Source organism: Halorubrum aidingense JCM 13560 (assembly GCF_000336995.1).
GTDB lineage: Archaea > Halobacteriota > Halobacteria > Halobacteriales > Haloferacaceae > Halorubrum > Halorubrum aidingense.
Genome location: NZ_AOJI01000010.1, coordinates 14122 through 38445, shown reverse-complemented (window position 1 = coordinate 38445; position 24324 = coordinate 14122). Strand labels below are relative to the sequence as shown.

23 protein-coding genes are annotated in these 24324 nt (G+C 70.0%); 14 read left to right on the top strand and 9 right to left on the bottom strand.

Annotated elements, in window-relative coordinates:
* The 5 genes from C461_RS15690 to C461_RS01375 all read left to right on the top strand — a co-directional run.
* Positions 1-1071: helix-turn-helix transcriptional regulator (locus tag C461_RS15690; RefSeq protein WP_007997987.1), on the top strand; the 1071-nt coding region annotated here is incomplete at its 5' end.
* 62 nt (positions 1072-1133) lie between these two features.
* Positions 1134-1922, top strand: a complete 789-nt coding sequence (locus C461_RS01390; protein WP_007997985.1) for an electron transfer flavoprotein subunit beta/FixA family protein — start codon at positions 1134-1136, stop codon at positions 1920-1922.
* Complete coding sequence (locus C461_RS01385) at positions 1922-2869, top strand: electron transfer flavoprotein subunit alpha/FixB family protein (RefSeq protein WP_007997983.1); 948 nt, start codon at positions 1922-1924, stop codon at positions 2867-2869. Before C461_RS01390 ends, C461_RS01385 begins: the two co-directional genes overlap by 1 nt.
* A 125-nt stretch (positions 2870-2994) precedes the next feature.
* Positions 2995-3939 (top strand): DUF5995 family protein, encoded by a 945-nt coding sequence (locus C461_RS01380; protein ID WP_007997981.1) that lies wholly within the window; start codon positions 2995-2997, stop codon positions 3937-3939.
* Between the two features lie 151 nt (positions 3940-4090).
* Positions 4091-5074 (top strand): replication factor C small subunit, encoded by a 984-nt coding sequence (locus C461_RS01375; RefSeq protein ID WP_007997980.1) that lies wholly within the window; start codon positions 4091-4093, stop codon positions 5072-5074.
* Between the two features lie 384 nt (positions 5075-5458).
* Here the strand turns inward: C461_RS01375 and C461_RS01370 are convergent, their stop codons facing one another.
* The 3 genes from C461_RS01370 to folP form a co-directional block, all read right to left on the bottom strand.
* Positions 5459-6529: an NAD(P)/FAD-dependent oxidoreductase gene (locus C461_RS01370; RefSeq protein ID WP_007997979.1), complete on the bottom strand. Its 1071-nt coding sequence runs from the start codon at positions 6527-6529 to the stop codon at positions 5459-5461.
* 121 nt (positions 6530-6650) lie between these two features.
* Positions 6651-8087, bottom strand: a complete 1437-nt coding sequence (locus tag C461_RS01365) for a DHH family phosphoesterase (RefSeq protein WP_007997978.1) — start codon at positions 8085-8087, stop codon at positions 6651-6653.
* A 54-nt stretch (positions 8088-8141) separates the two neighbouring features.
* Entirely contained in the window at positions 8142-10943 is a 2802-nt protein-coding gene (gene folP / locus C461_RS01360) for a dihydropteroate synthase (protein ID WP_007997977.1), read from the bottom strand.
* Between the two features lie 204 nt (positions 10944-11147).
* Here folP and C461_RS01355 point away from each other — a divergent pair, with 204 nt between their 5' ends.
* The 3 genes from C461_RS01355 (at position 11148) to C461_RS15245 (ending at position 13238) form a co-directional block, all read left to right on the top strand.
* A complete protein-coding gene (locus tag C461_RS01355) occupies positions 11148-12224 on the top strand; it encodes an ABC transporter ATP-binding protein (RefSeq protein ID WP_007997976.1) in 1077 nt (358 codons plus the stop codon).
* A complete protein-coding gene (locus C461_RS01350) occupies positions 12221-12976 on the top strand; it encodes an ABC transporter permease (RefSeq protein ID WP_007997974.1) in 756 nt (251 codons plus the stop codon). The genes C461_RS01355 and C461_RS01350 overlap by 4 nt, the downstream gene beginning before the upstream one ends.
* A 124-nt stretch (positions 12977-13100) precedes the next feature.
* Positions 13101-13238 (top strand): DUF7560 family zinc ribbon protein, encoded by a 138-nt coding sequence (locus tag C461_RS15245; protein ID WP_152418285.1) that lies wholly within the window; start codon positions 13101-13103, stop codon positions 13236-13238.
* 47 nt (positions 13239-13285) lie between these two features.
* Here C461_RS15245 and C461_RS01345 read toward each other — a convergent pair whose 3' ends face one another.
* The 4 genes from C461_RS01345 to gatB are packed head-to-tail and all read right to left on the bottom strand — an operon-like array spanning position 13286 to position 16393.
* The gene (locus C461_RS01345) at positions 13286-14077 is read right to left on the bottom strand and encodes an RlmE family RNA methyltransferase (RefSeq protein ID WP_007997970.1); all 792 of its coding nucleotides are present in this window, start codon (positions 14075-14077) and stop codon (positions 13286-13288) included.
* A gap of 26 nt (positions 14078-14103) precedes the next feature.
* Entirely contained in the window at positions 14104-14655 is a 552-nt protein-coding gene (locus tag C461_RS01340) for a GNAT family N-acetyltransferase (RefSeq protein WP_007997969.1), read from the bottom strand.
* On the bottom strand, positions 14652-14870 hold the full coding sequence (gene samp2 / locus C461_RS01335; protein ID WP_007997967.1) for a ubiquitin-like small modifier protein SAMP2: 219 nt from the start codon (positions 14868-14870) through the stop codon (positions 14652-14654). Before samp2 ends, C461_RS01340 begins: the two co-directional genes overlap by 4 nt.
* Before the next feature lie 35 nt (positions 14871-14905).
* Positions 14906-16393, bottom strand: a complete 1488-nt coding sequence (gatB, locus tag C461_RS01330) for an Asp-tRNA(Asn)/Glu-tRNA(Gln) amidotransferase subunit GatB (RefSeq protein WP_007997965.1) — start codon at positions 16391-16393, stop codon at positions 14906-14908.
* 228 nt (positions 16394-16621) lie between these two features.
* On the opposite strand from gatB, the gene C461_RS01325 reads away from it, so the two are divergent.
* The 3 genes from C461_RS01325 to C461_RS01315 all read left to right on the top strand — a co-directional run bounded on the left by C461_RS01325 (position 16622) and on the right by C461_RS01315 (position 19563).
* Positions 16622-17317, top strand: coding sequence for a phosphoribosyltransferase (locus tag C461_RS01325; RefSeq protein WP_007997963.1), 696 nt, complete (start codon positions 16622-16624; stop codon positions 17315-17317).
* 6 nt (positions 17318-17323) lie between these two features.
* Positions 17324-18043, top strand: a complete 720-nt coding sequence (locus C461_RS01320) for an HD domain-containing protein (protein WP_007997960.1) — start codon at positions 17324-17326, stop codon at positions 18041-18043.
* A gap of 125 nt (positions 18044-18168) precedes the next feature.
* Positions 18169-19563 (top strand): FAD-dependent oxidoreductase, encoded by a 1395-nt coding sequence (locus C461_RS01315; RefSeq protein ID WP_007997958.1) that lies wholly within the window; start codon positions 18169-18171, stop codon positions 19561-19563.
* Between the two features lie 63 nt (positions 19564-19626).
* Here the strand turns inward: C461_RS01315 and C461_RS01310 are convergent, their stop codons facing one another.
* Positions 19627-21036 (bottom strand): HD domain-containing protein, encoded by a 1410-nt coding sequence (locus tag C461_RS01310; RefSeq protein ID WP_049906195.1) that lies wholly within the window; start codon positions 21034-21036, stop codon positions 19627-19629.
* 176 nt (positions 21037-21212) lie between these two features.
* Here C461_RS01310 and C461_RS15725 point away from each other — a divergent pair, with 176 nt between their 5' ends.
* The 3 genes from C461_RS15725 to mtnP all read left to right on the top strand — a co-directional run bounded on the left by C461_RS15725 (position 21213) and on the right by mtnP (position 23340).
* Positions 21213-21383, top strand: a complete 171-nt coding sequence (locus C461_RS15725) for a hypothetical protein (RefSeq protein WP_007997954.1) — start codon at positions 21213-21215, stop codon at positions 21381-21383.
* The gene (locus C461_RS01305; RefSeq protein ID WP_007997952.1) at positions 21383-22378 is read left to right on the top strand and encodes a YeiH family protein; all 996 of its coding nucleotides are present in this window, start codon (positions 21383-21385) and stop codon (positions 22376-22378) included. The genes C461_RS15725 and C461_RS01305 overlap by 1 nt, the downstream gene beginning before the upstream one ends.
* 95 nt (positions 22379-22473) lie before the next feature.
* Positions 22474-23340 (top strand): S-methyl-5'-thioadenosine phosphorylase, encoded by an 867-nt coding sequence (gene mtnP / locus C461_RS01300; protein WP_007997950.1) that lies wholly within the window; start codon positions 22474-22476, stop codon positions 23338-23340.
* Between the two features lie 42 nt (positions 23341-23382).
* Here mtnP and C461_RS01295 read toward each other — a convergent pair whose 3' ends face one another.
* Positions 23383-24315 (bottom strand): segregation/condensation protein A, encoded by a 933-nt coding sequence (locus C461_RS01295; RefSeq protein ID WP_394294976.1) that lies wholly within the window; start codon positions 24313-24315, stop codon positions 23383-23385.
* Between the last annotated feature and the right edge of the window lie 9 nt (positions 24316-24324).

The window sequence follows — 24324 nt, the reverse complement described above, 5'->3', positions numbered from 1 at the left end:
ATGTGTATAAGAGACAGGTTCGACCCGGAGACCGAGACGACTATCCGAATCGAGCTGTCGCCCGACCGCGACGCGCGCTGGGAGGTGTCGATCCGGTACGCGCTGGCCGACGCGTCCGAACGCGCCGCGTTCGAGACCGCGGGGGATCGATTCCTCGACGGCGAAATCGGTCCCGACGGCGAACTGTTCGAGGGGTTCGCCCGCGAGGCGAGCCGAAACGTCGATCGAACGATGCGGATCGAAAGCGTCGAGCGCGACGTGACGGTCCACGAGGACCCGTCGTCGTTCGACGTCGCGGGCGACGAGACGGACGCGGTCGGCGAGCTCCGGCTCACGTTCGTCTGGACCGACTTCCTCGCGCAAGACGGCGAGAACCTGGTGTTGGGCGACGCCCTGACGACGCCGAACGACGGGACGTGGCTCGCCTCCTTAGAGGAGGGACAAACCCTCGAAGTAGCGACCCCGGACGGGTACACCGTCACCGGGACCCCGGGTGCCACCGTCCCGCTCCGAGACAACGCCGTTATCATCGAGGGGCCGCGGGCTTTCGGGCCGGACGAGCGGGTCGCAGTCGTCTACGCCCCGACCGGTGCGGTCGGCCCGCCGTGGACGATGCTGACCATCGCGATCGTGCTCGCGGCCCTGCTCATCGCCGGGAGTATCGTCAGGTACCGGCGGATGGACGGCACGGCGATCGCGGGCGGCGGCGACGCGGACGAGAACGGTGCCGACGATCCGGCCGCGGACACCGGCGGTCGCGCGTCGGGAGCAGCGGCGGGGGCGGATGTCGACACCGAGCGAGATGGGAGCGACGAGTCCGAACCCGAAGAGGACCTCTCGCTGCTCTCCGACGAGGAGCGCGTCGAGCGACTGCTGACCGACAGCGGCGGACGGATGCGACAGGCCGACATCGTCGCGGAGACCGGCTGGTCGGACGCGAAGGTCTCACAGCTCCTCTCGGCGATGGCGGAGGCCGGACGCGTCGAGAAGCTCCGGTTGGGTCGCGAGAACCTCATCTCGCTTCCGGACACCGAAGACGAGAGCGACGACGACGGATCGAACGACCGGTAAACGACGCGCTTACCGTGCCGCGTTCCGAAAACCATTACACGTCGAGCACCGGAGTATCGATCATGAAAGTTCTGGTGACCGTCAAGGAAGTCGCGGAGGCGGGCGACGACTTCGCGATCGAGGGGACCGACATCGCGGCGTCGGACCTCGAGTACGACCTCAACGAGTGGGACGACTACGCGATCGAGGCGGCGGTCCAGCTGGCCGAGGCCGGTATCGCCGACGAGGTCGTCACCGTCACCATCGGTCCGGAGCGCACCGAAGAGACGATCCGGATGGCGCTCGCGAAGGGCGCGGATCGCGCCGTCCGCGTCTGGGACGACGCCTTCGAAGACGGGTTCTCGGACGTCGCCGCGAAGGTCTCGACGTTCGAGGCGGTCGTCGAAGACGAGGATCCGGACCTGATTCTCGGCGGAGTGCAGGCCGCCGACACCGGGTTCGGCGCCACGGGCGTCGCGCTCGCCGAGCGGATCGGCTTCGAGCACGCCGCCGTCGTGAACGCGCTCGATCTCGACGCCGACGCCGGGGTCGCACACGTGCACCGCGAGCTTGAGGGCGGCGTTGAAGAGCTGACCGACGTCGATCTGCCGGCCGTGTTGACCGTCCAGACCGGACTCAACGAGCCCCGGTACGCGAGCCTTCGCGGCATCCGACAGGCCCAGCGGAAGGAGATCGCCGCCACGGACCTCTCGGATCTCGGCCTCTCGGCGGACGACGTCGAGAGCGCGCTGACGATCACCTCGATGTACGAGCCCGAGAGCGAGTCGGACGCGGAGCTGATCGAGGGCGACGCCGGCGAGGCTGCGACCCGCCTTGCCGAGGTCCTGCGCGAGAAGGGGGTGGGCGCGTGATGGACGACGTGCTCGTGGTCGCCGAACACCGCCGCGGGGAGCTTCGAGACGTGTCACACGAGGCGGTGACGGCCGGTCGAGCGCTGGCCGACGCGCGCGGCGGCGACCTCCACGTCGCGGTCATCGCCGGCGACGTCGAGCGGTTCGCGGAGGACGTGAACCGCGAGGGCGTCGACGCGATCCACACGGTCGAACACGGCGAGGAGTTCGACCACAACGTCTATCAAGCAGCGATCGCGGCGGTGCTCGATCGAACGGACGCCGGCACGGTCGTGATCCCGAACTCCGTCAACGGGCTCGACTACGCGCCCGCCGTCGCAGAGGCACAGGGGCTCCCGCTGGTGACGGACGCCATCGGGATCGAGTACGACGACGGGCTGACCGTCACCCGCGAGATGTACGGCTCGAAGGTGGAGACGACCGTCGACGTCACCGGCGATCGCTTCGTGCTCACGGTCCGGGGCGGCGAGTGGGCGCCCGCCGAGGGCGTCGGCGACGCGCCGGTCGAATCCGTCGATGTCGATATCCCCGAATCGGGCGCTCGCGTCACCGGCTTCGAGGAGGTCGGCAACGGCGACGTCGACATCGCGGACGCGGACGTGCTCGTCTCGGTCGGTCGCGGGATCGAGGAGGAGGAGAACATCGAACTCGTCGAGGAGCTCGCGGACGCGCTCGGCGCCACCCTCTCGTCGTCGCGGCCGATCGTCGACAACGGCTGGCTCCCGAAGAACCGCCAAGTCGGCCAGTCTGGCAAGGTCGTCACCCCCGACGTGTACATCGCGGTCGGTATCTCCGGTGCGGTCCAGCACGTCGCCGGGATGAAGGGCTCCGACACGATCGTCGCGATCAACACCGACCCGAACGCGCCGATCTTCGACATCGCCGACTACGGGATCGTCGGCGACCTCTTCGACGTGGTGCCCGAACTCATCGACGAGTTCGCGTAAGGAACGGCCGCGCTGGCGGCCCAGTCAACGGACCGGCGGGCCGACGAATCTGCGGACGGTCCCCCGGCACGAAGCTTCTTGTCTGTCCGCGGAGTCTGACGGGTCGACGCGCTCTCGACGCAATCATGATCCCGCTCTCTCACACCGTCCCGACCGCCGCCGAAGTCAGAGCGCTGTTGACCGCGTACCGACGACGAATGCGGGCCGAGACGGCGACGATCACCGCAGCGCTCGCGGACGACGAGCCGGACGCGACCCTGATCGACCTCGCGTCCGCCCCGTTCGACTCGGTCGATGACGTCGCCGACCGGCTGCGTCGCATCGAGGCGTACCTCCGCGACGACGGAGACCGGCGATCGGTGTTTCTCACCGTGTACGCCCGGATGACGGCGACCGTCGCAACCGCGATGGACGAGGGGACGTTCGCCGACCCGGAGTGGGTGACCGCGTACCTCGTCGCGTTCGCCGAGTACTACCGACGGGCGCTGCTCGCCTTCGAGCGCCGGCGGTTCGACTCGCTGCCGGAGGCGTGGCTGCTCGCGTTCGGCGCCGCCGAGCGCGGCGAGACGCTCGTCGCACAGGACGCGCTCCTCGGCATTAACGCGCACATCAACGACGACCTCACCTACACGCTCCGAGACGTGCGCATCGATCCCGGTCGCGACGCGAAGCGCGCGGACCACGACCGCATCAACGAGATACTCGCGCGACTCACCGCGGTCGTCCAGGAGTCGCTCGTCGAGGTGTACGACGCCGTCGGCGTGCGCGGCATCGACGCGCTCGTCGACCCGTTCGACGACCGGGTCGCGCTGCTCGGACTGGCCGGAAGCCGAGAGCTCGCGTGGCGGAACGCCGTGCTGCTCGCCGATCTGCCGGCGTGGGCCGCCGAGCGCTACGTCGACTGGCGCGTGCGAACCGTCTCGACGGGCGCGGCGGCGATCGTGCTGGCACCGCGTATCGACGCCGAGGCCCGGCAGCGGATCAGACGGATGGAGGCCGGAACGGACGCGCTGTCGGCGTTTCGAGACGAGTTTCGACGGCGAACGGCGGCCGGCGTCGTCTCCCTGTAACGGCCCGAGATCGACTTGGGATCGGGCCGGGATCGGCCCACGATCGGCCCGAGATCGACCCGCAATCGCGGCACCGATCGGACGATGACGACGCGCGCGATCCGCCTCGTTCTCGGGGCGTTTATCACCCCGCCGCGCCTCCGATCACAGCATGAGCGAGGCCGACGAGCAGACGGCTGCGACCGCGACCGGTCGGGAGATCTGGATCGAGAAGTACCGGCCGCAGTCGCTCGGCGACATCCACGGCCAGGAGGCGATCGTCGAGCGGCTCCAGAGCTACATCGATCAGGACGACATTCCGCACCTCCTGTTCAGCGGTCCGGCCGGTGTCGGGAAGACGACCGCGGCCACCGCCATCGCCCGCGAGGTGTACGGCGAGGACAACTGGCGGGGGAACTTCCTCGAACTCAACGCCTCCGACCAGCGCGGCATCGACGTGGTTCGCGACCGGATCAAGGGGTTCGCGCGGTCGTCGTTCGGCGGCGACTTCCGGATCGTGTTCCTCGATGAGGCCGACTCTCTCACCGACGACGCCCAGTCGGCGCTCCGCCGGACGATGGAGCAGTTCTCCGACAACACCCGCTTTATCCTCTCGTGTAACTACTCGTCGAAGATCATCGACCCGATCCAGTCGCGGTGTGCCGTCTTCCGGTTCTCGCCGCTCTCGGACGCGGCGGTCGCCGGACAGACCCGCGAGATCGCGGCCGCAGAGGGGATCGAGGTGACGGACGCCGGCGTGGACGCCCTCGTGTACGCGGCCGACGGCGACATGCGCCGGGCGATCAACTCGCTGCAGGCGGCGGCGACGACCGGCGACGTCGTCGACGAGGAGGCGGTGTACGCGATCACGGCGACCGCCCGCCCGGAGGAGATCGAGTCGATGGTGACCGACGCGCTCGCGGGCGACTTCGCGAAGGCGCGGGCGACCCTCGACAGCCTCCTGACGGAGACCGGCATGGCCGGCGGCGACGTCATCGACCAGCTCCACCGCTCCGTCTGGGAGTTCGACCTGAGCGAGCGCGAGGCGGTGAAGCTGATGGAGCGGATCGGCGAGGCGGACTACCGGATCGCCGAGGGCGCCAACGAGCAGGTGCAACTGGAGTCGCTGCTCGCCGCGCTGTCGCTGGAGGAATAGCCCGCTCGGAGGCGGAATGGCGACGGATCGCGAGAGTGAGTGTTACAGCCCTCGCCAGCGACGTGATATATAAATAGACGCGAGCGGAGACGACGACCGCTTATAAATAGGTAGTGCGGTGGCGCGCTCCGGTGAGCGTCCACTGGGCGCGAACCGAGCGCGAGGGAGTCGGCTCGGCGTTTACAAACGCCGAGCCGACGAGGCTGGGGAGGCGTGAGGCTGCGGTGGTGTGCGGAACGGACACGGGTTTGGAAATGGTCGCTGCAGCGACGGCGTCACGAGCAACTGGGACGGTAGAATCGGTCATCGCGCCGTCAACCATTTATAAATCCTCGAGAACGGAATCGGTCTTCCCTTATAAACTCCCGTCCGATCGACCGCCGCTCAGTCGTCCGCGGCCGCGGCGTCGGCCTCGACCTCGTACAGTTCCCCGGCGCGCTCGCGCTCGGTGAGGTACTCGTCGGCGTCGAGCGCGGCCTCACACCCCATCCCGGCCGCGGTGACGGCCTGCTGGTAGTGGAAATCGACCACGTCGCCCGCGCCGAACAGCCCGTCGACGCCCGTGTCCGTCTGGTTCCCGCCCCGGCCGCCCTCGGTGATCAGGTAGCCCTCGTCGTCGGTCTCGACGCCGGTCCCCTCCAGGAAGTCCGTGTTCGGCGTGTGGCCGATGGCGAAGAAGACCGCGCCCACGTCGAAGTCGTACTCCTCGACCTCGTCGGCGGTCGCCGGGTCGTCCAGCTTCTCCGTGGGGTGACCGTCCGGGTGCTCGACGAGCGTCACGTGGTCGATGCCGTCCTCGGGCGTGCCGTGAATCTCGGTGAGTTCGGTGTTCAAGAGGAGTTCGATCTCGCCGCTCTCGACCTTCTCCATCGTGCGGTCGATCCAGACGTCCTCCGCGCGGAACTCCTCGCGGCGGTGCGCGATGTAGACGGTGTCCGCGAACTTCGTCAGGAAGTTCGCCTCCTCCATGGCGGCGTCGCCGCCGCCCACGACGAGCATGTCCTCGCCGCGGAAGAACGCGCCGTCGCAGGTCGCACACGTCGAGAGGCCGTACCCCATCAGCTCGTCTTCCCCGGGAACGCCGAGCGTTCGGGCGCTCGCGCCCGAGGCGGCGATGACGGCGTCGGCGGTGTAGGCGTCGCCGTCGGTGAGCTCGACGCGGAAGTGGCCCGCGGGCTCCTTCGAGACGTCCGCGACGATCCCGTTGCGGGTGTCGGCGCCGAACTTCGTCGCCTGCGTTTTCATGTTGTTGATCAGCTCCGGTCCGGAGATCCCCTCGGGGAAGCCGGGGTAGTTCTCCACGTCGGTGGTGAGCGTGAGCTGACCGCCCGGTTCGTCGCCCTCGATTATCAGGGGGTCGTTGTTCGACCGCGCGGCGTAGATGCCCGCGGTGAGGCCGGCGATTCCGGTGCCGGCGATGATCAGTCGACGGTGCTCGACGACGTCGTCGGTCATATGTCGGTGTTCGCCACCGTGAAGTATGTAGGTTGCGCCCTCGGACGGGACCCACGACCCGGCGGCTCGGCGGTGGGGGTGAACGGGTGGGGTGCCGACGCGGGCCGACGATCGGGACCGATCAGTCGGTCGAGAACTCCGAGACCGCCCCGCTCGGCGGGGTCGGCGCGTCGTCGAGCGCCTCGAAAAAGCGCCCGGAGACGAACGTCTCGACAACCTCCGGCAACGACTCGGACTCGGAGACCTCCTCTAAAATCCCCAGCGGCACCTGCGCGCCGGCCATCGTCGCGTGACCGCCGGCGGACCCGACTGGATCGAGCGCGTCCCGAAGCAGCTCGCCGATGTCGAGGTCGGCGCCGCGCGCTCGCGCGGAGCCGTAGATAACGCCGTCCATGTAGCCGTAGACGAAGGTGACGGCGACGCCGTCCAGGTTCAGGAGGCGCTCGGCCGCCTGGGCGAGCGTGTCGCGGTCGGTGATCTCGCCGACGCACGAGGCGACGGTCGACCCGCGAACGTCGCGCCCCTCGATGGCGGCCGCGAGCACGCGAAGCGTCTCCGGGCTCACGCTCGGGCTCTCGACGCGTTCGAGCGTCGACTCGTCGGCGTGCTCCGACAGCGCCGCCGCCGCCTCGAAGTCCGGGATCGACGTCGACCGCGTGAAGTCCTTCGTGTCGATCCGGATCCCGTACAGCAGGGCGGTGGCGAGTTCGCGCGTCGGTTCGATGCCGAGGCGACCGAGGTACTCCGCGATGAGCGTGCTCGTCGAGCCCGCGTCGGGGCGGATGTCGACGAACGAGCCCGCGACCGGTCCCCGCGGCGGGTGGTGGTCGACGACGATGTCGACGGGATGCCCCTCGGGGAGGCTGTCGTTGATCCCGGCGCGCGAGTGGTCGACCAAAGCGATCCCGCCGTAGTCGTCGAGATCGATCCCGTCGACGGTCCGCAGCGAGAGGTCGAGTAAGTTCACCATCGCGCGGTTCTCTTGGTGGGCGATTTCGCCGCCGTAACAGGGGTCCGCGGGGACGCCGGCCGATTCGGCGACGCGGGCCAGTCCGATCGCACTCGCGATGGCGTCGGGGTCGGGGTTGTCGTGCGCGACGACGAGTAACGGGCCGGAGAAGGAGCGCAGGGTCGAGAACAGCCGAGGCGGCTCCTCGCTGGCGTCGACTCCGGTCGCCTCCCGGACGCGAGAGACGACCGCCTCCACGGGGTCGACGACGCGGTCGGCGACCGCCTCGAGGGCGTCCTGTTGGGCCGCGGTCGGGTTCGTGCCGATGTGCGCGACGATCATCGCGTCGGGGTACCGTCGCCGGGCCGCCTCCGCGGCGGCGACGTTTTGCCCGGGGTCGTCGCTCGCCACCAACACCACCGTCGCGGTGTCCGGATACGTGGACGGGTCCGTCGGGTCGGCCTCGACGGTGGCGACGTTGCGGTCGCGCAGCGTCGACGCCCACCCGGTGTCGTCGGTGATCGCGACGAGTTCGCCGCGCTCCTCGCGGGTGCGCTCGACGAGCGTGTTCCCGACCGCGCTACAGCCGAGCAGCAGACGCCGGGCCATACCGACGCGAGGTGGCCACGAAGGAAAACGCTGCCGTCATTCGCCGGGTGCGGCTCACTCGACGTCAGCGTCGCTGTCAGTCCCTGTCGTCTCGTCGACCTCACCGCCCCCGTGCGCCTCGGTCTCCCGCACCCCGCCGTTGACCGCCTTCGCGACGTCGACGGCCGCCCGGTTCTCCGCCACGTCGTGGACTCGCACGATGTCGGCGCCGCGGTCCGCCGCGAGCGCGGTCGCGGCGACGGTCGCGTGTTCGCGGTCCTCCGGTCCGCGGTCCACCGTCTCGAACATCGACTTGTGCGAATGGCCGATCAGCACCGGGCAGTCGAGCGCGGCGAACTCCCCCGCGCAGTCGATCAGTTCGAACCCCTCCGCGGCCGACTTCCCGAAACCGAGTCCGGGGTCGACGATCACCTTCTCCCGGTCGATCCCGGCGGTGTCGGCGAGCGCGAGTCGCTCGCGGAGGTCGCGGATGACGTCGCTCACCACGTCGTCGTACTCCGGCTCGTTCGTCGGATCGACCGGTGCGTCGAGGCTGTGCATCAGAACGACCGGACAGTCGGCGGCGGCGACGACCTCGCGCATCTCGGGGTCCGCCAGCCCGGTGACGTCGTTGATGACGTCCGCGCCCGCCGCCAGCGCCGCCTCCGCGACCGCCGGCTTTCGGGTGTCGATCGAAACGAGCACGTCTCCGTCGGCGACCGCCGGTACCGATCGGATCGCCTCGACCGTCGGGACGACCCGGTCGATCTCCTCCCCGACGGGAACCGGCTCCGCGCCCGGACGAGTTGACTCGCCGCCGACGTCGACGATGTCGACCCCGGCGTCGACCATGCGCTCGACGCCCGCCACCGCGTCCTCTAAGGCCGCGTGCCGGCCGCCGTCGTGGAACGAGTCGGGGGTGACGTTGAGCACGCCCATCACGGCGGTGCCGTCGGTCCAGGGGTAGGCGGCGGTGCCGGCGTCGGCGGCGACGGTGTCGTCGTCGGGAGCGGTGTTGGCGGCACTGGTGTCGACAGCGGCGGCGTCGCCGGGGCCGCCACCGACTCCGAGACGGCGGGCGATATCGTCCGCGATCCCGAGGAATCCGCCGTCGTCGACGGCGCGGAGTCGACCGAGCAGGTCGCGGTAGGCCGCGAGCGTCCCCGCGAGCGTGACCGGGACTCGCTCGCCGCCGGGGATCCGTCCCCCGCCCGCTCCCAGTCCGCCGATCGACGCCTCGCCGCCGACCGCGCGGATCTCGGCCGCGATCCGCTCCGCGCGGTCGCCGCGCAGCCGCAGCGTGAGCACCCGGTGTTCGAGCCGCTCGTACCGGGCCGCGCCATCGATGCCGTCGGCCCAGCCGGCCGCCGCGGGGGACCGGGACGCTCCCGCCCGCGGCGTCACGGTCCGCATGTGCGCCGCCCGAGCCTCCGCCACCGCGAACAGCGAGCCGACGAGCAGGACGCAGTCGTTCGGAGCGGCGCGACCGACGGCGAGCTCCAGCGCGCGAGCCACGTCCTCACCGGCGGTCACCTCCTCGATACCGGCGGTCCGGAGCGCGGCCGCCAGCACCTCCGGGTCCTCCGCGCGGTCGAGGTCCGGCCGGCAGGTGATGGCCGAGGCCGCCTCGGGGAGGGCGGCCGCCGCGCCCGCGTGGTCCTTGTCGTGCATCGCGCCGTACACGAGGTGGAGGTCCGCGTAGTCGTACTCGGCGAGCGTCCCCGCGAGCGTCCGGCAGGCCGCCGGGTTGTGCGCGCCGTCGAGCACCGTCAGCGGCGCGGTGTCGAGCACCTCGAACCGGCCGGGCCACGTCGCCCGCGCGAGTCCGTCTCGGACCGCCGCGTCGGGAATCGGGGCTCCCTCGTGTCCCGCGTCTCTGTCCGCCCCCGCGTCTCTGTTCGCCCCCGCGTCTCCGTCCACTTCCGCGTCCACCGCGGCCGCCGTCCGGCGCGCCAGCGCGACCGCGACCCCCGCGTTCGTCGCCTGGTGGTCGCCGACGAGGGGGACCCGATAGGTGCCGTCGACCTCGCCGGACAGCGTCACCTCGGCGTCGGTCGGGCTCACCCGACCCTCGTAGGCGACCGAGAGGGTCGGGTCGTCGTCGTTCCCGTCGTCCCCGCCGTTCCCGTCGTCCCCGCCGTTCCCGTCGTCCCCGCCGTTCCCGTTGGTTTCGCCGGCCCCACCGGCCTCGCCGCCGGCTCCCTCGTCGTCTCCCCTCGCCACCGTCGCGACGGCCGCTCCCGCGTCGGCGGCGACCTCGCGGACGACGTCGAGCGCCTCGCCCTCACAGGCCGTCACGAGGGGCGCACCGGCGGTCGCGATCCGGGCCTTGGTGCGGGCGATCTCGGCTATCGTGTCGCCGAGGACGGCCGTGTGTTCGAGCGAGACGTTGGTGACGGCGGTCGCGACGGGGTCGACCGCGCTCGTCGCGTCGTACTCGCCGCCGAGGCCGACCTCCAGCACGGCGACGTCGACCTCGCGCCGCGCGAAGTCGTGGATCGCCATCGCCGTGACGACTTCGAAGAAGGTGAGGGGCTCGCCCGCCGCCGCGCGCTCGACCAGCCACGGCTTCACTTCCTCGACGAAATCGGTGACCGCGTCCTCGGTCACCTGCCGCCCGTCGACGCGGATCCGCTCGGCGAGCGCGGAGAGGTGCGGGGAGGTGTAGAGCCCGACCGAGAGTCCGGCCTCGCGCAGGATGGACTCGGTCATGCGCGCCGTGCTGCCCTTCCCGTTCGAGCCCGCGACCTGCACGAACGGCACGTCGTCCTCGGGGTTCCCGAGTCGGTCTAACAGCGCCGCAACGCGCTCGGTCCCCGGTTTGACCGAGAAGCGGCGGAGGTCGAAGAGGAACGCCGCCGCCTCGTGGTAGTGCATACGCCGTGGGTCGGTTCGGCGTCGCTTAGGCGTAACGGACCGGGGACGGGCTGGGGACGAACCGGGGACGGAGTGGGGATGGACCGGGGACGGAGTGGAGACGGACCGGCGTGCGGGACGGACCCGGACGCATCCCGGCCGAGGTGGAGGAACCGCCGACCCGAAGAGCAACCCTTACGCGCGCGGCCGCCCGACGAACGACGTATGAACGAGACAGCGGCCGCGTCGGCGTCCGCGGTCGGTGAGACGGACAGCGAGGCGGACGGTGACCGGACTCCCACCGGCCCCGAACCGGTCGTCGTCGGCGAGGGCGTCCGGAAGTCGTACGGCGACGTCGTCGCGCTCGACGGGGTCGACATCGCGGTCGAGCCCGGCGAGGTGTTCGGGCTCATCGGTCCCAACGGCGCCGGAAAGACGACGCTCGTCCGGGCGCTCACGGGGACGACGGCCGCCGAGGGCGACCTCCGGGTGTTCGGCGTCCCGCCCCGAGACGTCGATCCGCAGCGGATCGGCCTCCTCCCGCAGTCGTTCGGCCCGCCCGAGCGACTCACCGCGACCGAGCTGGTCGACTACTACGGGGGGCTGTACGACGAGGCCCGCGACACCGAGTCGGTCCTGCGGGACGTCGGGATGGCCGACGACGCGGACGCCTGGTACGAGACACTCTCGGGCGGACAGCAGCGGCGGACCTGCGTCGCGACCGCCATCGTCAACGACCCGGACCTCCTCTTTTTGGACGAGCCGACGACGGGCATCGATCCGGCCGGTCGACGCTCGATCCACCGGCTGATCGAGCGACTCGCCGACGGCGGCACGACCGTCTTCCTCACCAGCCACGCGATGGACGAGGTCGAGCGGCTCGCCGATCGGGTGGCGCTGCTCCGCGACGGCGGGGTCGTGGCCGTCGGACCGCCGGACGAACTGATCGCCGAGCACGGGGGCGAACCGCGGCTGGAGGTGTCCCTCGACGAGAGCGCGCCGGACGCCGTCGTCGAGGCGGTGGCGGCGGCGGTGTCGAGCGCCCGTCTCGTCGAGTCGTCTGCCGACGGCCTACGGATTCGGGGAGTCCGGCCCGAAGCGATCGGAGACGCGGTCGACGCCCTCGACGCGGCCGGGGTCGACTTCGAATCGCTCGCGTGGTCCGTGCCCTCGTTAGAGGACGTGTACCTGCGCCTCACCGGTGAGGAGTACTCTCCCAGGGACGGAGGTCGTGAGGAAACCGATGGCGTCGAGGGACCACCGAACAAGGGCGCCGAGGCGGCCGACGGAGGCGACCGATGAGCCGGCTCGGACGGATCGGGACGGAAACCGTCGCGGCGGCTCGGTCGTTCCTGCGCCGGCGGACGGCGGTGTTTTTCACCTTCTTCTTCCCGGTGATCCTCGTCGTCATCTTCGGCGCGCTGGTCCGGACTCAGCCGACCGGGGGCGGCCTGTTCGCGGAGCCCGCGGGCTACTACATCCCCGGCTACCTCGCGGTCGTCGTCCTCTTCACGCCGCTCTCGCGGGTCGGCTCCGAGATCGCGCGCCACCGCGACGGCGGGCGGTTCGAAAAGCTGGCGACGACGCCGCTCTCGCGCGGCGAGTGGCTGATCGCGCACACGCTGGTCAACATCGCGATCATCGGCGCGGCGAGCCTGCTTATCTTCGGGCTCGTGCTCGCGGTGACTGACGCCGAACTCGTCGTCTCGCCCGCGCTGGCGGTCCTCCCCGTCTTCGTCGCCGTCGGCGTCGCACTCTTCTGCGGGCTCGGGGCGATCCTCGGTGCGCTCTCGGACTCGCAGGACGGCGTGATCGCCGCCAGCAACACGGTTGCGCTCCCCCTGCTGTTCCTCTCCGAGACGTTCGTTCCGCCCGAACTGCTCCCTGAGTGGTTCCTCCCGGCGGTCGCGGCCTCGCCGCTGACGTACTTCGCGCGGGGGACGCGGGCGATCACCTTCGAAGGCGGCCCGTGGGCGGGCGAGTTGGCGATCCTCGCCGCCCTCGCGGTCGGGTTCCTCGCCGTCGGCGCCTACGCGGTCCCGCGGACGGACTGAGGCGCGAGCGCACTGCGACGCGAACGGATCGAGGCACGGACGGCGACCGGAGCCGGGTCCTCGGCCGGAAGCCGGTCATTTATATCGTCTGGTACCCTCTCCGCGAGACGAGAGAGGACCAGTGTTGACGACTGTCCAATTCACCTGCTCGGACTGCGCACAGACCATCGAGGTCAACGACGAGATGCGGGAGACGATCCTCGAGACGGGCTGTCCGGTCTGTACGACCGCCGCCGCCGAGGACGACTTTTCCACGGCGTAGCGGCGGCGATCCGACGGCGACACCGTCGTCGCGACAAAGCGCCCCGGTTACTCCTGTTCGCCGCTCGCGGGGGCCGCGCGCTCGGCGAAGCCGAACCGCGGCTTGACGTCGGTGACGACGACCTCGAGCGTCTCGCCGACCGCCGCGTCGGAGACGAACAGAGAGTAGCCTTCGACGTACGCGATGCCGTCGCCCTCGTCGCCCAATTCCTCGACGGTCACCTCCAGTCGGTCGCCCGTCTCGACGGGCGCCGTGATCAACCCCTTCGCGACGAGGTACACCTCCGAGGAGGAGTCTCGGGAGGCCGGCGGGGAGACGGTCCGGAGGTACTGGAACTCGTCGCGAACGTCCTCGCGGAACGCGTCGAGGTCCTCGCCCTGGAACACCTTCACGACGAAGTCGCCGCCGGGCGCGAGCAGCTCCTCGGCCACGTCGAACGCCTGCCGCGCGAGGTGGACCGACCGCGCGTGGTCGAGGCTGTACTCGCCGGTCATGTTCGGCGCCATGTCCGAGATGACCACGTCCGCGCCGCGCTCGCCGATCGCTTCCCGCAGGTAGTGGCGAGTGCGCTCCTGGGTCATGTCGCCGCGGATCGTCTCCACGTCGTGGTCGTCGAAGTCGTCGATGCGCTGGAGGTCGACGCCGACGACGGTACCCGACTCGCCCACTTCTTCGGCGGCGATCTGCAGCCAGCCGCCCGGGGCGGCACCGAGGTCGACGACGGTGTCGCCGCTGTCGAAGAGGTCGGCCTCCTCGTCGAGCTGTTTCAGCTTGTAGGCCGACCGGGCGCGATAGCCCTGCTGTTTCGACCGGTTGTAGTAGTCGTCTTTTCCGCTCATTGGCCCGTCGTAGACCGTCCGGCCGTTTATCGGCGTCGTTCGCCGGTTCCCACGGCGTCGGCGCCGCCACCGTCGACCGGGTAGCGACCGTGCAGGCGCTCCGTCTCGACCGCGTCGATGTCGCCGCCGCCGACCTCGCCGTCGACGTCGTCGCTGGCCTCGCTGCCGACCCCGCCGCCGATCGCGAACCCCAGATCGGTATAAAAATCCTCCAGGTCTCGTTTGAACTCGGCCGTGACAACGGCGATTTCGGGGTCGGTTTCGCCACGCCGCATCGCCCTCGCGACGAGCGCCGAGCCGATCCCTCGCCCGCGACGCGCCCGCCGAACGGCCACGGCGTCGACGTGGAGCCGGGTCGGGTCGGGGCGCGTCGCGACCAGCGCACCGACGACCGCGTTCGTCCTTTTAAACCGGGCGACGAGGGCGTCTCCGGCGTCGATAGCGGCGTCGACGGTCTCGACGTCCGTCTCCAGCATCGCCGCGTCGAGCACGCGGAGCGCGTCGATCCGGTCGTCGGGGGCGGCCGGCTCGATAGCGATGTCGTCGGGCAGGTCGCTAGCGGATCGCTCCGCCCTCACGCGCCGCAGTCCGTCGCCCCGCCTTTTATAAGCCTGAGCAACTGGACTTCCTTCGCATCGACCACGCGGTCGCCGGGAACGGGCGCGCCGTCGACCAGCGCGGACGCCTCCTGCGGGTGGTAGCCGGTCGCGCGGATCAGGTCGTCGTACGTGGCGTCGTCGGGGAGATCGTACTCGGCGGTCTCTTCGCCGACGATATCGACGGTGACGTTCACGGCCGGGTCCCCGCGACGGTGGGCTCCATGGATCGCTACCCGTCCAACTCCTCGCGGAGCAGCCCGTTCACCTGCCCGGGGTCGGCGCTGCCGCCGGTCGCCTGCATCACCTGGCCGACGAGGAAGTTGATCGCGCCCTCGTCGCCGTCGTGGTAGTCGGCGACCGCGTCCGGGTTGTCGTCGATCGCGGCCGCGACGGCCGCCTCGACCTCGTCGCTTTCGGCCTTGCCGAGCCCTTCGCGGTCGATGACGGTGTCCGGGTCTTCGCCCTCGTCGAGCATCTCGCGGAGCACGATCTCCTCGGCGTTTTTGACCGTCAGCTCCTCGGCCGCGACGAGTTCGATCAGGCGCGTGAACTCGTCGAGGCGGTCCTCGACGTCCGTGATCGACATCTCGCGGTAGTTGAGCTCGCCGAGTAAGTTGTCGGCGACCCACGTCGCCGCGAGGTCGGGGTCGAACGCGCTCGCGACGTCCTCGAAGAAGTCGGCGACCTCCTTCGTCGAGGTGAGCTTCGAGGCGGCTTCGCGGTCGAGCCCGTACTCCTCGCGGAAGCGCTCGCGGCGGGCGTCGGGCAGCTCCGGGATCGGGATCTGCGCCTTCCAGTCGGAGACCTCCAGCGCGGGGAGGTCGGCCTCGCGGAAGTAGCGGTAGTCCTTCTCGGCCTCCTTCGAGCGCATCGAGACGGTGACGCCGCGCGCCTCGTCCCAGTGGCGCGTCTCCTGTTCGATTTCGCGGCCGCGACGGAGCACGTTGCGCTGGCGGGTGACTTCGTAGGCGAGCGCCTGCTCCGCGCCCTTGTGACTGGAGATGTTCTTCACCTCGGCGCGGTTGGCCGCGGCGAGGGCCTCCTCGGTGATGGTCCCGTCGTCGGCGACGTGTTCGTCGGGGACCAGCGAGACGTTCGCGTCGACCCGGAGACTCCCGTCGCGGGTCGGGTCGAAGACGCCGAGGTACTCCAAGACCTCCTCTAACTTCGCGAGGAACGCCCGGGTCTCCGCCGGCGAGCGGAAGTCCGGCTCCGTGACGATCTCCATCAGGGGCGTCCCGGCGCGGTTGTAGTTCACGAGCGTGTGCGTGGCGGTCTCGATGGAGCCGCCGGCGTGCTGGAGGCTACCGGGGTCCTCCTCTAAGTGCGCCCGGGTGATCCCGATGGTGCGCGGCTCGCCGTCGACGCGGACCTCGAGCTCGCCGGACTGGCAGATCGGGGCGTCGTACTGGGTGAGCTGGAAGTTCTTCGGCAGGTCGGGGTAGTAGTAGTTCTTCCGGTGGAACGTGGTCGTCTCGGGGATGTCGGCGTCGATCGCTTTGCCGATCTTCACGGCGGCCTCGACGGCGCCTTCGTTGAGGACCGGCAGCGCGCCCGGCAGCCCGAGGCAGGTCGGGCACGTGCGCGTGTTCGGCTCCTCGTCGTCGACCGGCTCCGTCGAACAGCCGCAGAAGATCTTCGTGTCGGTCTCGAGCTGGACGTGGACCTCCAGCCCGATCACGACGGTTCGCTCCGCCGTCGCGGCCTGAGTGCTCATTACCGACTCGTTGCGGGCGGGCCACCTAAATCGTGTCGGGACCGATACGCGGTGGGCTGGCGTCGGACTGTCGCTGTTCCAGACGTTCGATTCTGCGATCCTCGACGCCGTGTGACCGGGAACGCGGCACCCTCCGCCAAAGCCCAGCCGCTGAGTTCCGCCCCCGTCGACCGCTCCGCGGAGGCGTTGCTAAACCCTTATGAGCGCGCGGGTGAGAGCAACGGCCGTATGAGCGATCTCCCGGACGACTTCGACTGTACCCTCACCAACTGGGAGTACATCTACGGGCTCTGCCGCAACGTCTCGAACGCGGTGAAACGCGCGGACTTCGAGCCGGACATGGTCGTCGCCCTGGCGCGCGGCGGCTGGTTCGCGGGCCGGTGCGTCTGTGACTTCCTCGGGCTCAACGATCTGACGAGCCTCAAGATGGAACACTACGTCGGGGCCGCGGAGAAGAGCGACGAGCCCAAGATCCGCTACCCGATGCCGGAGGGGAGCGTCGAGGGCAAGAACGTCCTCATCATCGACGACATCGCCGACACCGGCGGCTCGATCCGCCGCGCCGAGGAGTACGTCTCGGAGCGCGACGCCGGCGAGATCCGCACCGCCACCCTCCAGCTGCTCGGCACCTCCGAGTTCGAGCCCGACTTCGTCGGCGAACAGCTCGAACAGTGGACGTGGGTCGTCTACCCGTGGAACTTCCTCGAAGACATGATCGACCTGACCGAGGGCGCCATGGAGCGCGCCGACCAGTCGACGTTCGACCGGGAGGCCGTCCGCCACTACCTCGAAGAGTACCACAGCATCGGCCGCATCGAGATGGAGGTCGCCCAGCCCGGGCGCCTCGACGAGGTGCTCGACGAGATGGTCCGCCGCGACGTGGCCGACGCCGTCGGCGACGACGCCTGGACGCTCGCCGAGTAGCGACGAATGACCGGGATCGACGGCACCGGCTCCGATCGCGGCCCCGACCGCGACCACGACTCCGACCGCGACCACGACTCCGACCACGACTCCCATCGCGACCCCGCCCTTGACCCCTCTCTCGACGCCCTCCTCGACGCCTACGCCCTGAAAGACGAGCGGCGCACGGGCTGGCAACTCCGCGGCGTCGACGACCCGGAATCCGTCGCCGCGCACGCGTGGGGCGTCGCGTACCTCGTGCTCGCGCTCGGCGACCGCTTCCGCGAGGACCTCCCCGGCGTCGACCTCGACCGCGCGCTCCGGCTCGCCGTGGTCCACGACGTCGCCGAGGCGGAGACGGGCGACGTCGCGACACGCGCGGACTCGACCGCGGACACGGTCGATCCCGACGTCAAGGAGGCTGCCGAGCGCGAGGCGATGGCGGACCTCGCCGGTCCCCTCCCCGACCGCGTCCGCGACGCGTGGGAGGCGTACGAGGCCCGTGACTCCCCGGAGGCGGTCCTCGTCAAGGAGTGTGACCTCCTCGACGTCTGTCTGCAGGCGGTCGTTTACGAGCGCGGCGGTCGCTACGACCCGACCGCCGGCGAGCCGGACGCGTTCCGCGAGTACGACGCGCTCGACGAGTTCTTCGCGACGACAGCGTCGCGACTCCGGACCGAGACGGGTCGGGACCTGTTCGAACGGCTCCGCGATCGGTACCGGGCCGCCCGGGACGCCGAGGAGTGAATTTTCGACGACTGTGGTACCCTCAAATCGACGACTGTAGCCTCGCTACTGCCGGATCAGGCGGAACAGATAGCAAGAACGTTAACGGCTGAGCCCGTTCGACGGAGTGAGAGCTTTCATCACGCATGTCCGAGCACACAGATCTGATCATCGTCGGCGGGGGTATCAGCGGGGCATCGCTGCTGTACACGGTCGCGAAGTTCACTGACGTCGACGACGTCACACTGATCGAGAAGGAACGGGAGATCGCGGCGATCAACTCCCACCGGACGAACAACTCCCAGACGCTTCACTTCGGGGACATCGAGACGAACTACACCCTGGAGAAGGCGAAGGAGGTCAAAGAGGGCGCCGAGCTGCTCGCGGGGTACCTGGAGGGCGCCGACCCGGACCGGGAGATGCACAGCAAGCGGAGCAAGATGGTGCTCGGCGTCGGCGACGAGGAGGGCGCCAAGCTGGAGGAGCGCTACCACGACAACGGGTTCGGCGAGCTCTTCCCGAAGCTCCGGAAGATCGGCCGCGAAGAGATCGCGGAGCTGGAGCCGAAGGTCGTCGAGGGGCGCGACCCGGACACGGAGCTCACGGCGCTTCAGACGCCGGACGGCTACGTCGTCGACTACGGCGCGGTCGCGAAATCGTTCGTCGACGCCGCCCGCGAGGAGGACGGCGTCTCCGTGCACCTCGGCACGGCGGTGACGAACGTCGACGAGGGCGGTGACGGGTTCACCGTCGAGACCGACGACGGCGACTTCGCGGCGGACGCGGTCGTCGTCGCCGCCGGCTCGCACAGCCTCCAGTTCGCCAAGGAGATGGGCTACGGCGAGAACATGTCGCTGCTGCCGGTCGCGGGGAGCTTCTTCCTCGCCGACGACCTGCTGAACGGGAAGGTGTACACGCTCCAGATGAAGAAACTCCCGTTCGCCGCGGTCCACGGCGACGCCGACGTTCACGACGACGGGGTCACCCGCTTCGGTCCCACGGCGAAGCTCGTTCCGGCGCTCGAACGCGGTCGACTCTCGACCGTGAGCGACTTCGCGGACGTGTTCGGTTTCAGCCCCGCGTCGTTCCTGAGCTACGCCAACATCCTCTCGGACCGCATCCTGTTCCCCTACGTCGTCCGCAACCTCGTGTACGACATCCCCGAGATCGGCAAGCGCGCGTTCCTGCCGGACGTCCAGAAGGTCGTGCCGAGCGTCGACGCCGGCGACATCGAGCGTGCGAAGGGGTACGGCGGCGTTCGCCCTCAGATCGTCAACACGGAGACGAAAGAGCTCGACATGGGCGAAGCGAAGATCACCGGCGACGGCATCCTGTTCAACATCACGCCGTCGCCCGGCGCGTCGACCGCGCTGAAGAACGCGATGGCCGACGTCGACACCGTCCTCGACTTCTTTGAGGAAGAGTACACGTTCGACGAGGCCGCCTTCCGCGACGCGACGATCGGGAACTTCCCGCGTCTCGACGCCGAGGCGACGGACGCCGAGGCGGACGACACGGTCACCGCCGAGGCCGACGACTGACGCCGCTGTGACGGCCTGCCCTCCGTCAGTCCCCGCCGCCCCGCTGCCTCCCGTTTCGTCTCGCTAGGCGGTCCCGCTTTTCGCCGCCGCGACCTCGCTGTCGAAGGCGTCCCGGAGCACGCGGATCGCCCGCCGCTTCGTTCCTTCGGGGACGAACACGAAGGGAATCGGCACGTCGAAGGCGCGGTCGCCGTACAGCCCCCAGTCGCCGACGGACCGAGTGGTGCCGCCGTACGCGATGGGAATGTCCTCTAACTCGTCGGGATCGTAGGCGGGCACGTACGACCGGTCGATCCACACCTCGTGGACCGGGACGTCCAAGGCGTCGGCGAGCAGCCGCTCCAGCCGCTCGTCGCCCTCGGTGAGCCACGAGGTGAAGGCGTCGAGGCCGCCGTCGAGGTCCCCGCCGATCCGGTCGGCCAGCGCGATCCGGTGTTTCCAGCAGGTGTCCGGGAACCGCCGGCTCCGGAAGCGGTCGTACATCGACGCCAGCGTCGAGTCGGGGGTGTCCCGCGCGGCGATTCGGAGCCGTTCGAGCACCGTGTTGTCGTCGAGCTCCCGAGCGAGGACGCCGTCGACGGTGACCGGGCTGTTACCGGTTTCGGCGGCGTACTCGCCGAGCATCGCCTGTAGCAGTCGGTTCGCGTACACGGCCTTGTGGTGCTGAGTGACCCACATGTACAACGCGATCCGCCCTTCGAGGTAGTTGCCGATGGTCGAGAGCGCCTTCTCGGTGAGCGCGAGCCCCTCCTCCGGGTGGGCGGTGTAGGCGTCGACCATGCGCTCGACGTCGAAGCTCAACACGCCCGCGCCGGTCATGTAGTTGTCCCGGGTGATGTAATCGAGCCGGTCGACGTCGATGGGCGAGTGGAGCAGCTGGGCGCCGACGCCGTACTGCCACGCCGCGCCGCGCTCGTACGCGAGGCTGTAGCCGAGCACGTACGCGCACACCTCGAAGGGGTCGACGTCGAACGCGCGCAGGGCGTCGCCGTACTCCTCGACGACGAGGACGCAGCCGAGCAGCTCGTGCGGGCTCGCGGAGCGGAGCGGCGCCCCGCCGACCCCCGCCGCGTCGAAGGCGTCGACGAGTCCCGTCTCGGCGACCCGCTCGCGCAACGCGCCCTCGTCGAGGAACCCCTCCGAGAGGTGCGAGAAGGGCGGGTGTCCCACGTCGTGGAGCAGGCAGGCGCACTCCAGCGTGCGCTGGATCTCCTCTAACTCGTCGGCGGTCGCGTCCCGCGTGAAGTACGACTGCCGACGGAGGTTCTCGAAGACGGTCCGACCGAGGTGGTACACGCCCAGCGAGTGCTCGAAGCGCGTGTGGTTCGCGCCGGGATACACGAGGTGCGTCGCCGAGAGCTGACGGACGTACCGGAGCCGCTGGAACGGCCGCGTGTCGACGACGCCGTCGACGAGCGCGTCCGGCAGCTCCACGTAGCCGTGGACGGGGTCTTTGATCTGGGTGGTGGGCATCGAATTGTGCACACGTCGTCGCCCCCCGACCTGCCTCTTTCGGTCGCGCGATCCGTCCGCTTCCGCCAAGTGATCCGTCTCATCTCGTCGGACGATCCGTCCGCGTTCGTCCCGCTCGCCGCCCCGAACCGGCCCCATTCCGTCCTTATATATAGCGGGCGCGGCGACCCACACGTATGGTATCGGACGGCGTCGACGGATCGGGCGAACGGGCAGCGGGCGCCGACGGAACGGGCTCTCCGCTCGCCGATCGGTGGCTCGCGCTCGACCGCGGCTGGCAGGCGCTCGCGCTCGGACTCGGGCTCGTCGCGGTCCACGCCGCGGGACAGCTCGCGGGCGTCTTCTGATGCGTCTCGTCGCCGCCGCCCGGCCGTACGTCCCCGGGCTCGCCGTCCTCGCCGCCGGGGCGCTTCTCGCGAACGCCGTCGCCGGGGCGGTCGACGGGCTCCAACCTCTGGTCGTCGCGGTCGGACTCGGCGCGCTCGTCGGCAACACGGTCGGAACGCCCGCCGCGGCGGAGCCGGGGGTCGGCGTCGACAAGCTCTTTTTGGAGACGGGGATCGTCCTGCTCGGCGCGGCCGTCGTCGTCGAGGAGTTCCTCGCGGCCGGCCCGACCGTCCTCGGGCTCGTCGTCGTCGCCGTCGCCGGCGGGCTGCTCCTCGCCGAACTGATCGCGCGGGTGCTGTTCCGGCTGGACGGCACCACGCCGTCGCTGTTGGCGGCCGGCGCGAGCATCTGCGGCGTCTCGGCGGTGGTCGCCATCGGCCGCGTGCTCGACGCCCGCGGGTCGGCGATCACGTTCGCGGCCGCGACGGTCCTCCTGTTCGACGCGGTCACCCTCGTCGCGTTTCCGATCGCGGGCGAGTGGCTCGGGCTCACCGGTCGCCAGTTCGGCGTCTGGGCGGGCGTGAGCATGTTCTCCACGGGGCCCGTCGCGGCCGCGGGGTTCGCGCACTCGCCGGAGGCGGGCCAGTGGGCGACGGTGACGAAACTCGCGCGCAACTCCCTGCTCGGGGGCGTCGCGATCGCCTACTCGATCGCGTACACCGCGCGCTCGGCGACGGAGCCCGGGGTTCGCCGACTGTGGGCGGAGTTCCCGAAGTTCCTCCTCGGGTTCCTCGCGGTCGCCACGATCGCGAACAGCGGGCTCCTCTCGCCGGCCGCGCTCGACTCGATCGGCCGGGTCTCCGACGCGCTGTTCACGCTGGCGTTCGTCGGACTCGGCTTCTCGATCCGGATCCGTGAGATGCGCGAGGTGGGCGGCGCCGCCGTCGGCGCCGTCCTCGTCCACCTGCTCGTCGTGAGCGCGCTCGCGCTGGCGGCGGTGCGATGGCTGCTGTGAGGCGAGCGCGGCCGGCGGTCGCCGGTTCCGCGGCGGCCCGCGGCTTCTCGGCACCGCTTCACTCCTTATAAGTAGCGAGCGGGCGGAGTCCGGGTATGAGCACTATCGGCTTCATCGGCGGCAGCGGAATCTACGAGGCGCTTCCCCTGAACGACGTGCGCGAGGTCGAGTACGACACGCCCTACGGCGAGCCGAGCGACGCGATCACGATCGGCGAGTTCGCCGACACGGGCACGGAGGTCGCCTTCCTCCCGCGGCACGGCTCGGACCACGGCGTCTCGCCGACCGACCTCCCGTACCGCGCGAACATGTACGCGTTAAAAAAGGCGGGCGTCACCCACGTCTTCGCGTCCAACGCCGTCGGTAGTTTAAAAGAGGAGTTGGAGCCCGGCACGCTCGTCGTCCCGGACCAGATCTACGACCGGACGAAGGGCCGCGACCTCTCGTTTTACGGCGACGGCGTCGTCGTTCACCAGCCGTTCGCGGACCCGTACAGCCCCGAACTCGTCGATCACCTGACCGCGGCCGCCGAGTCGGCCGCACCTTCTGACACCGACGTCGTGAAGGGCGGCACCTACGTCTGCATCGAGGGACCCCAGTACTCGACGCGCGCGGAGTCGGAGTTTTATAAAGCGCAAGGGTGGGACCTCGTCGGCATGACCGCGATCCCGGAGGCGAAACTCGCCCGAGAGGCCGAGATCGCCTACGCGACGATCGCCGGCGTCACCGACTACGACGTGTGGAAAGAAGACAGCGAGGTGACGCTCGCGGAAGTGCTGGAGAACGCGGAGCAGAACCAGAAGGCGATCAAAGCCGCCGTCGAAGAGGCCGTCCGGACGCTCCCGGACGAGTTCCCGTGCGCGGCGCACACCTCCCTCGAGGGCACGGTCAACACGCCCACCGAGGCGATCCCCGACGACACCCGCGAGCGCGTCGACCCGCTGCTGGGCGACTACTTATAATCATTGTGTAAGTGGGGCCGGAGCGAGCGTCGGTGACTCGATTCAGTCCGCGATCGCTTCCGACTCCGCGGTCGTCGCCGTCGGATCTCGCACCCACAGGTCGCCGAACAGGTCGTCCTGCTGGAGCCGGACCGATCCGCGGTGGGCCATGAACAGCAGCGCGAGGTACGTCATGAACGGGCGCCCCCCGGCCGTTTCTATCTCCGCGAACAGCACCTCGGTGCGGTCGCGCTCGAAGTGCGTCCGGAGGACCCCGTCGATCTTCACGATCACTTCCTCGATGTCCTCGTCGTGGGTGCGGTCGGTCGCCTCGCCCGCGGTCGGCTCGCCGTCACGGCGGAACTCGTCGCCCGTGTGGTAATCGAGCGTCTGCGTGCCGCGGGCGTAGCCGCTCGGCGAGTCCGAGGTGTCGTACTCGCGGGAGTCCTTCCACCACGAGCCGCGCTCGGCCTCGCGGAGCTCCCGGACGAGTTCGTCGAGGGTCTCGGGGGACCCCCGCGTGCTCTTCCGGTCGAGCCGGCGGTCCATCTCCGCTTCCAGCTTGTCGACCGGGTCGAATCCCTCCGCCGCCGGGTCGTCGGCGCCGCCCTCCATCGCGACCTCCCACGGCTCCGGCTCGGGCTCCTCGTCGTCATCGTCGTCGTCGGCCAACATCCCGTCGCTTTTCATCCGGAGCAGGACGCTGGCGTAAAAGAGCGCCCGGCCGGTCGTCCGGAGGTCCGTCTCGTCGAGCCGCGAGAGGAACGCGTCCGTCACCTGCACGATGTCGATGTCCCACGGTTCGATCTCGCCCTCCTCGGCGAGCTGGACGAGGAGTTCGACGGGCTCGACCGCGTCGTCGTCCCCGGTGTCACCGCCGTCCGTGCCGTCAGTCCCGGTGTCATCGCCGCCCGTGCCGTCAGTCCCGGTGTCATCGCCGCCCGGAACCGTTCGGTTCGAGTCCGCGGACGGCCCGCCGTCGCGCTCGCTCGTCAGGTCGAGGTC

Bases quoted from the DNA above. Each gene is read 5' to 3' on its own strand.
- C461_RS01390 (WP_007997985.1), top strand. From the start codon at position 1,134: ATGAAAGTTCTGGTGACCGTCAAGGAAGTCGCGGAGGCGGGCGACGAC.
- C461_RS01385 (WP_007997983.1), top strand. From the start codon at position 1,922: ATGGACGACGTGCTCGTGGTCGCCGAACACCGCCGCGGGGAGCTTCGA.
- C461_RS01380 (WP_007997981.1), top strand. From the start codon at position 2,995: ATGATCCCGCTCTCTCACACCGTCCCGACCGCCGCCGAAGTCAGAGCG.
- C461_RS01375 (WP_007997980.1), top strand. From the start codon at position 4,091: ATGAGCGAGGCCGACGAGCAGACGGCTGCGACCGCGACCGGTCGGGAG.
- C461_RS01370 (WP_007997979.1), bottom strand. From the start codon at position 6,529: ATGACCGACGACGTCGTCGAGCACCGTCGACTGATCATCGCCGGCACC.
- C461_RS01365 (WP_007997978.1), bottom strand. From the start codon at position 8,087: ATGGCCCGGCGTCTGCTGCTCGGCTGTAGCGCGGTCGGGAACACGCTC.
- folP (WP_007997977.1), bottom strand. From the start codon at position 10,943: ATGCACTACCACGAGGCGGCGGCGTTCCTCTTCGACCTCCGCCGCTTC.
- C461_RS01355 (WP_007997976.1), top strand. From the start codon at position 11,148: ATGAACGAGACAGCGGCCGCGTCGGCGTCCGCGGTCGGTGAGACGGAC.
- C461_RS01350 (WP_007997974.1), top strand. From the start codon at position 12,221: ATGAGCCGGCTCGGACGGATCGGGACGGAAACCGTCGCGGCGGCTCGG.
- C461_RS01345 (WP_007997970.1), bottom strand. From the start codon at position 14,077: ATGAGCGGAAAAGACGACTACTACAACCGGTCGAAACAGCAGGGCTAT.
- gatB (WP_007997965.1), bottom strand. From the start codon at position 16,393: ATGAGCACTCAGGCCGCGACGGCGGAGCGAACCGTCGTGATCGGGCTG.
- C461_RS01325 (WP_007997963.1), top strand. From the start codon at position 16,622: ATGAGCGATCTCCCGGACGACTTCGACTGTACCCTCACCAACTGGGAG.
- C461_RS01320 (WP_007997960.1), top strand. From the start codon at position 17,324: ATGACCGGGATCGACGGCACCGGCTCCGATCGCGGCCCCGACCGCGAC.
- C461_RS01315 (WP_007997958.1), top strand. From the start codon at position 18,169: ATGTCCGAGCACACAGATCTGATCATCGTCGGCGGGGGTATCAGCGGG.
- C461_RS01310 (WP_049906195.1), bottom strand. From the start codon at position 21,036: ATGCCCACCACCCAGATCAAAGACCCCGTCCACGGCTACGTGGAGCTG.
- C461_RS15725 (WP_007997954.1), top strand. From the start codon at position 21,213: ATGGTATCGGACGGCGTCGACGGATCGGGCGAACGGGCAGCGGGCGCC.
- C461_RS01305 (WP_007997952.1), top strand. From the start codon at position 21,383: ATGCGTCTCGTCGCCGCCGCCCGGCCGTACGTCCCCGGGCTCGCCGTC.
- mtnP (WP_007997950.1), top strand. From the start codon at position 22,474: ATGAGCACTATCGGCTTCATCGGCGGCAGCGGAATCTACGAGGCGCTT.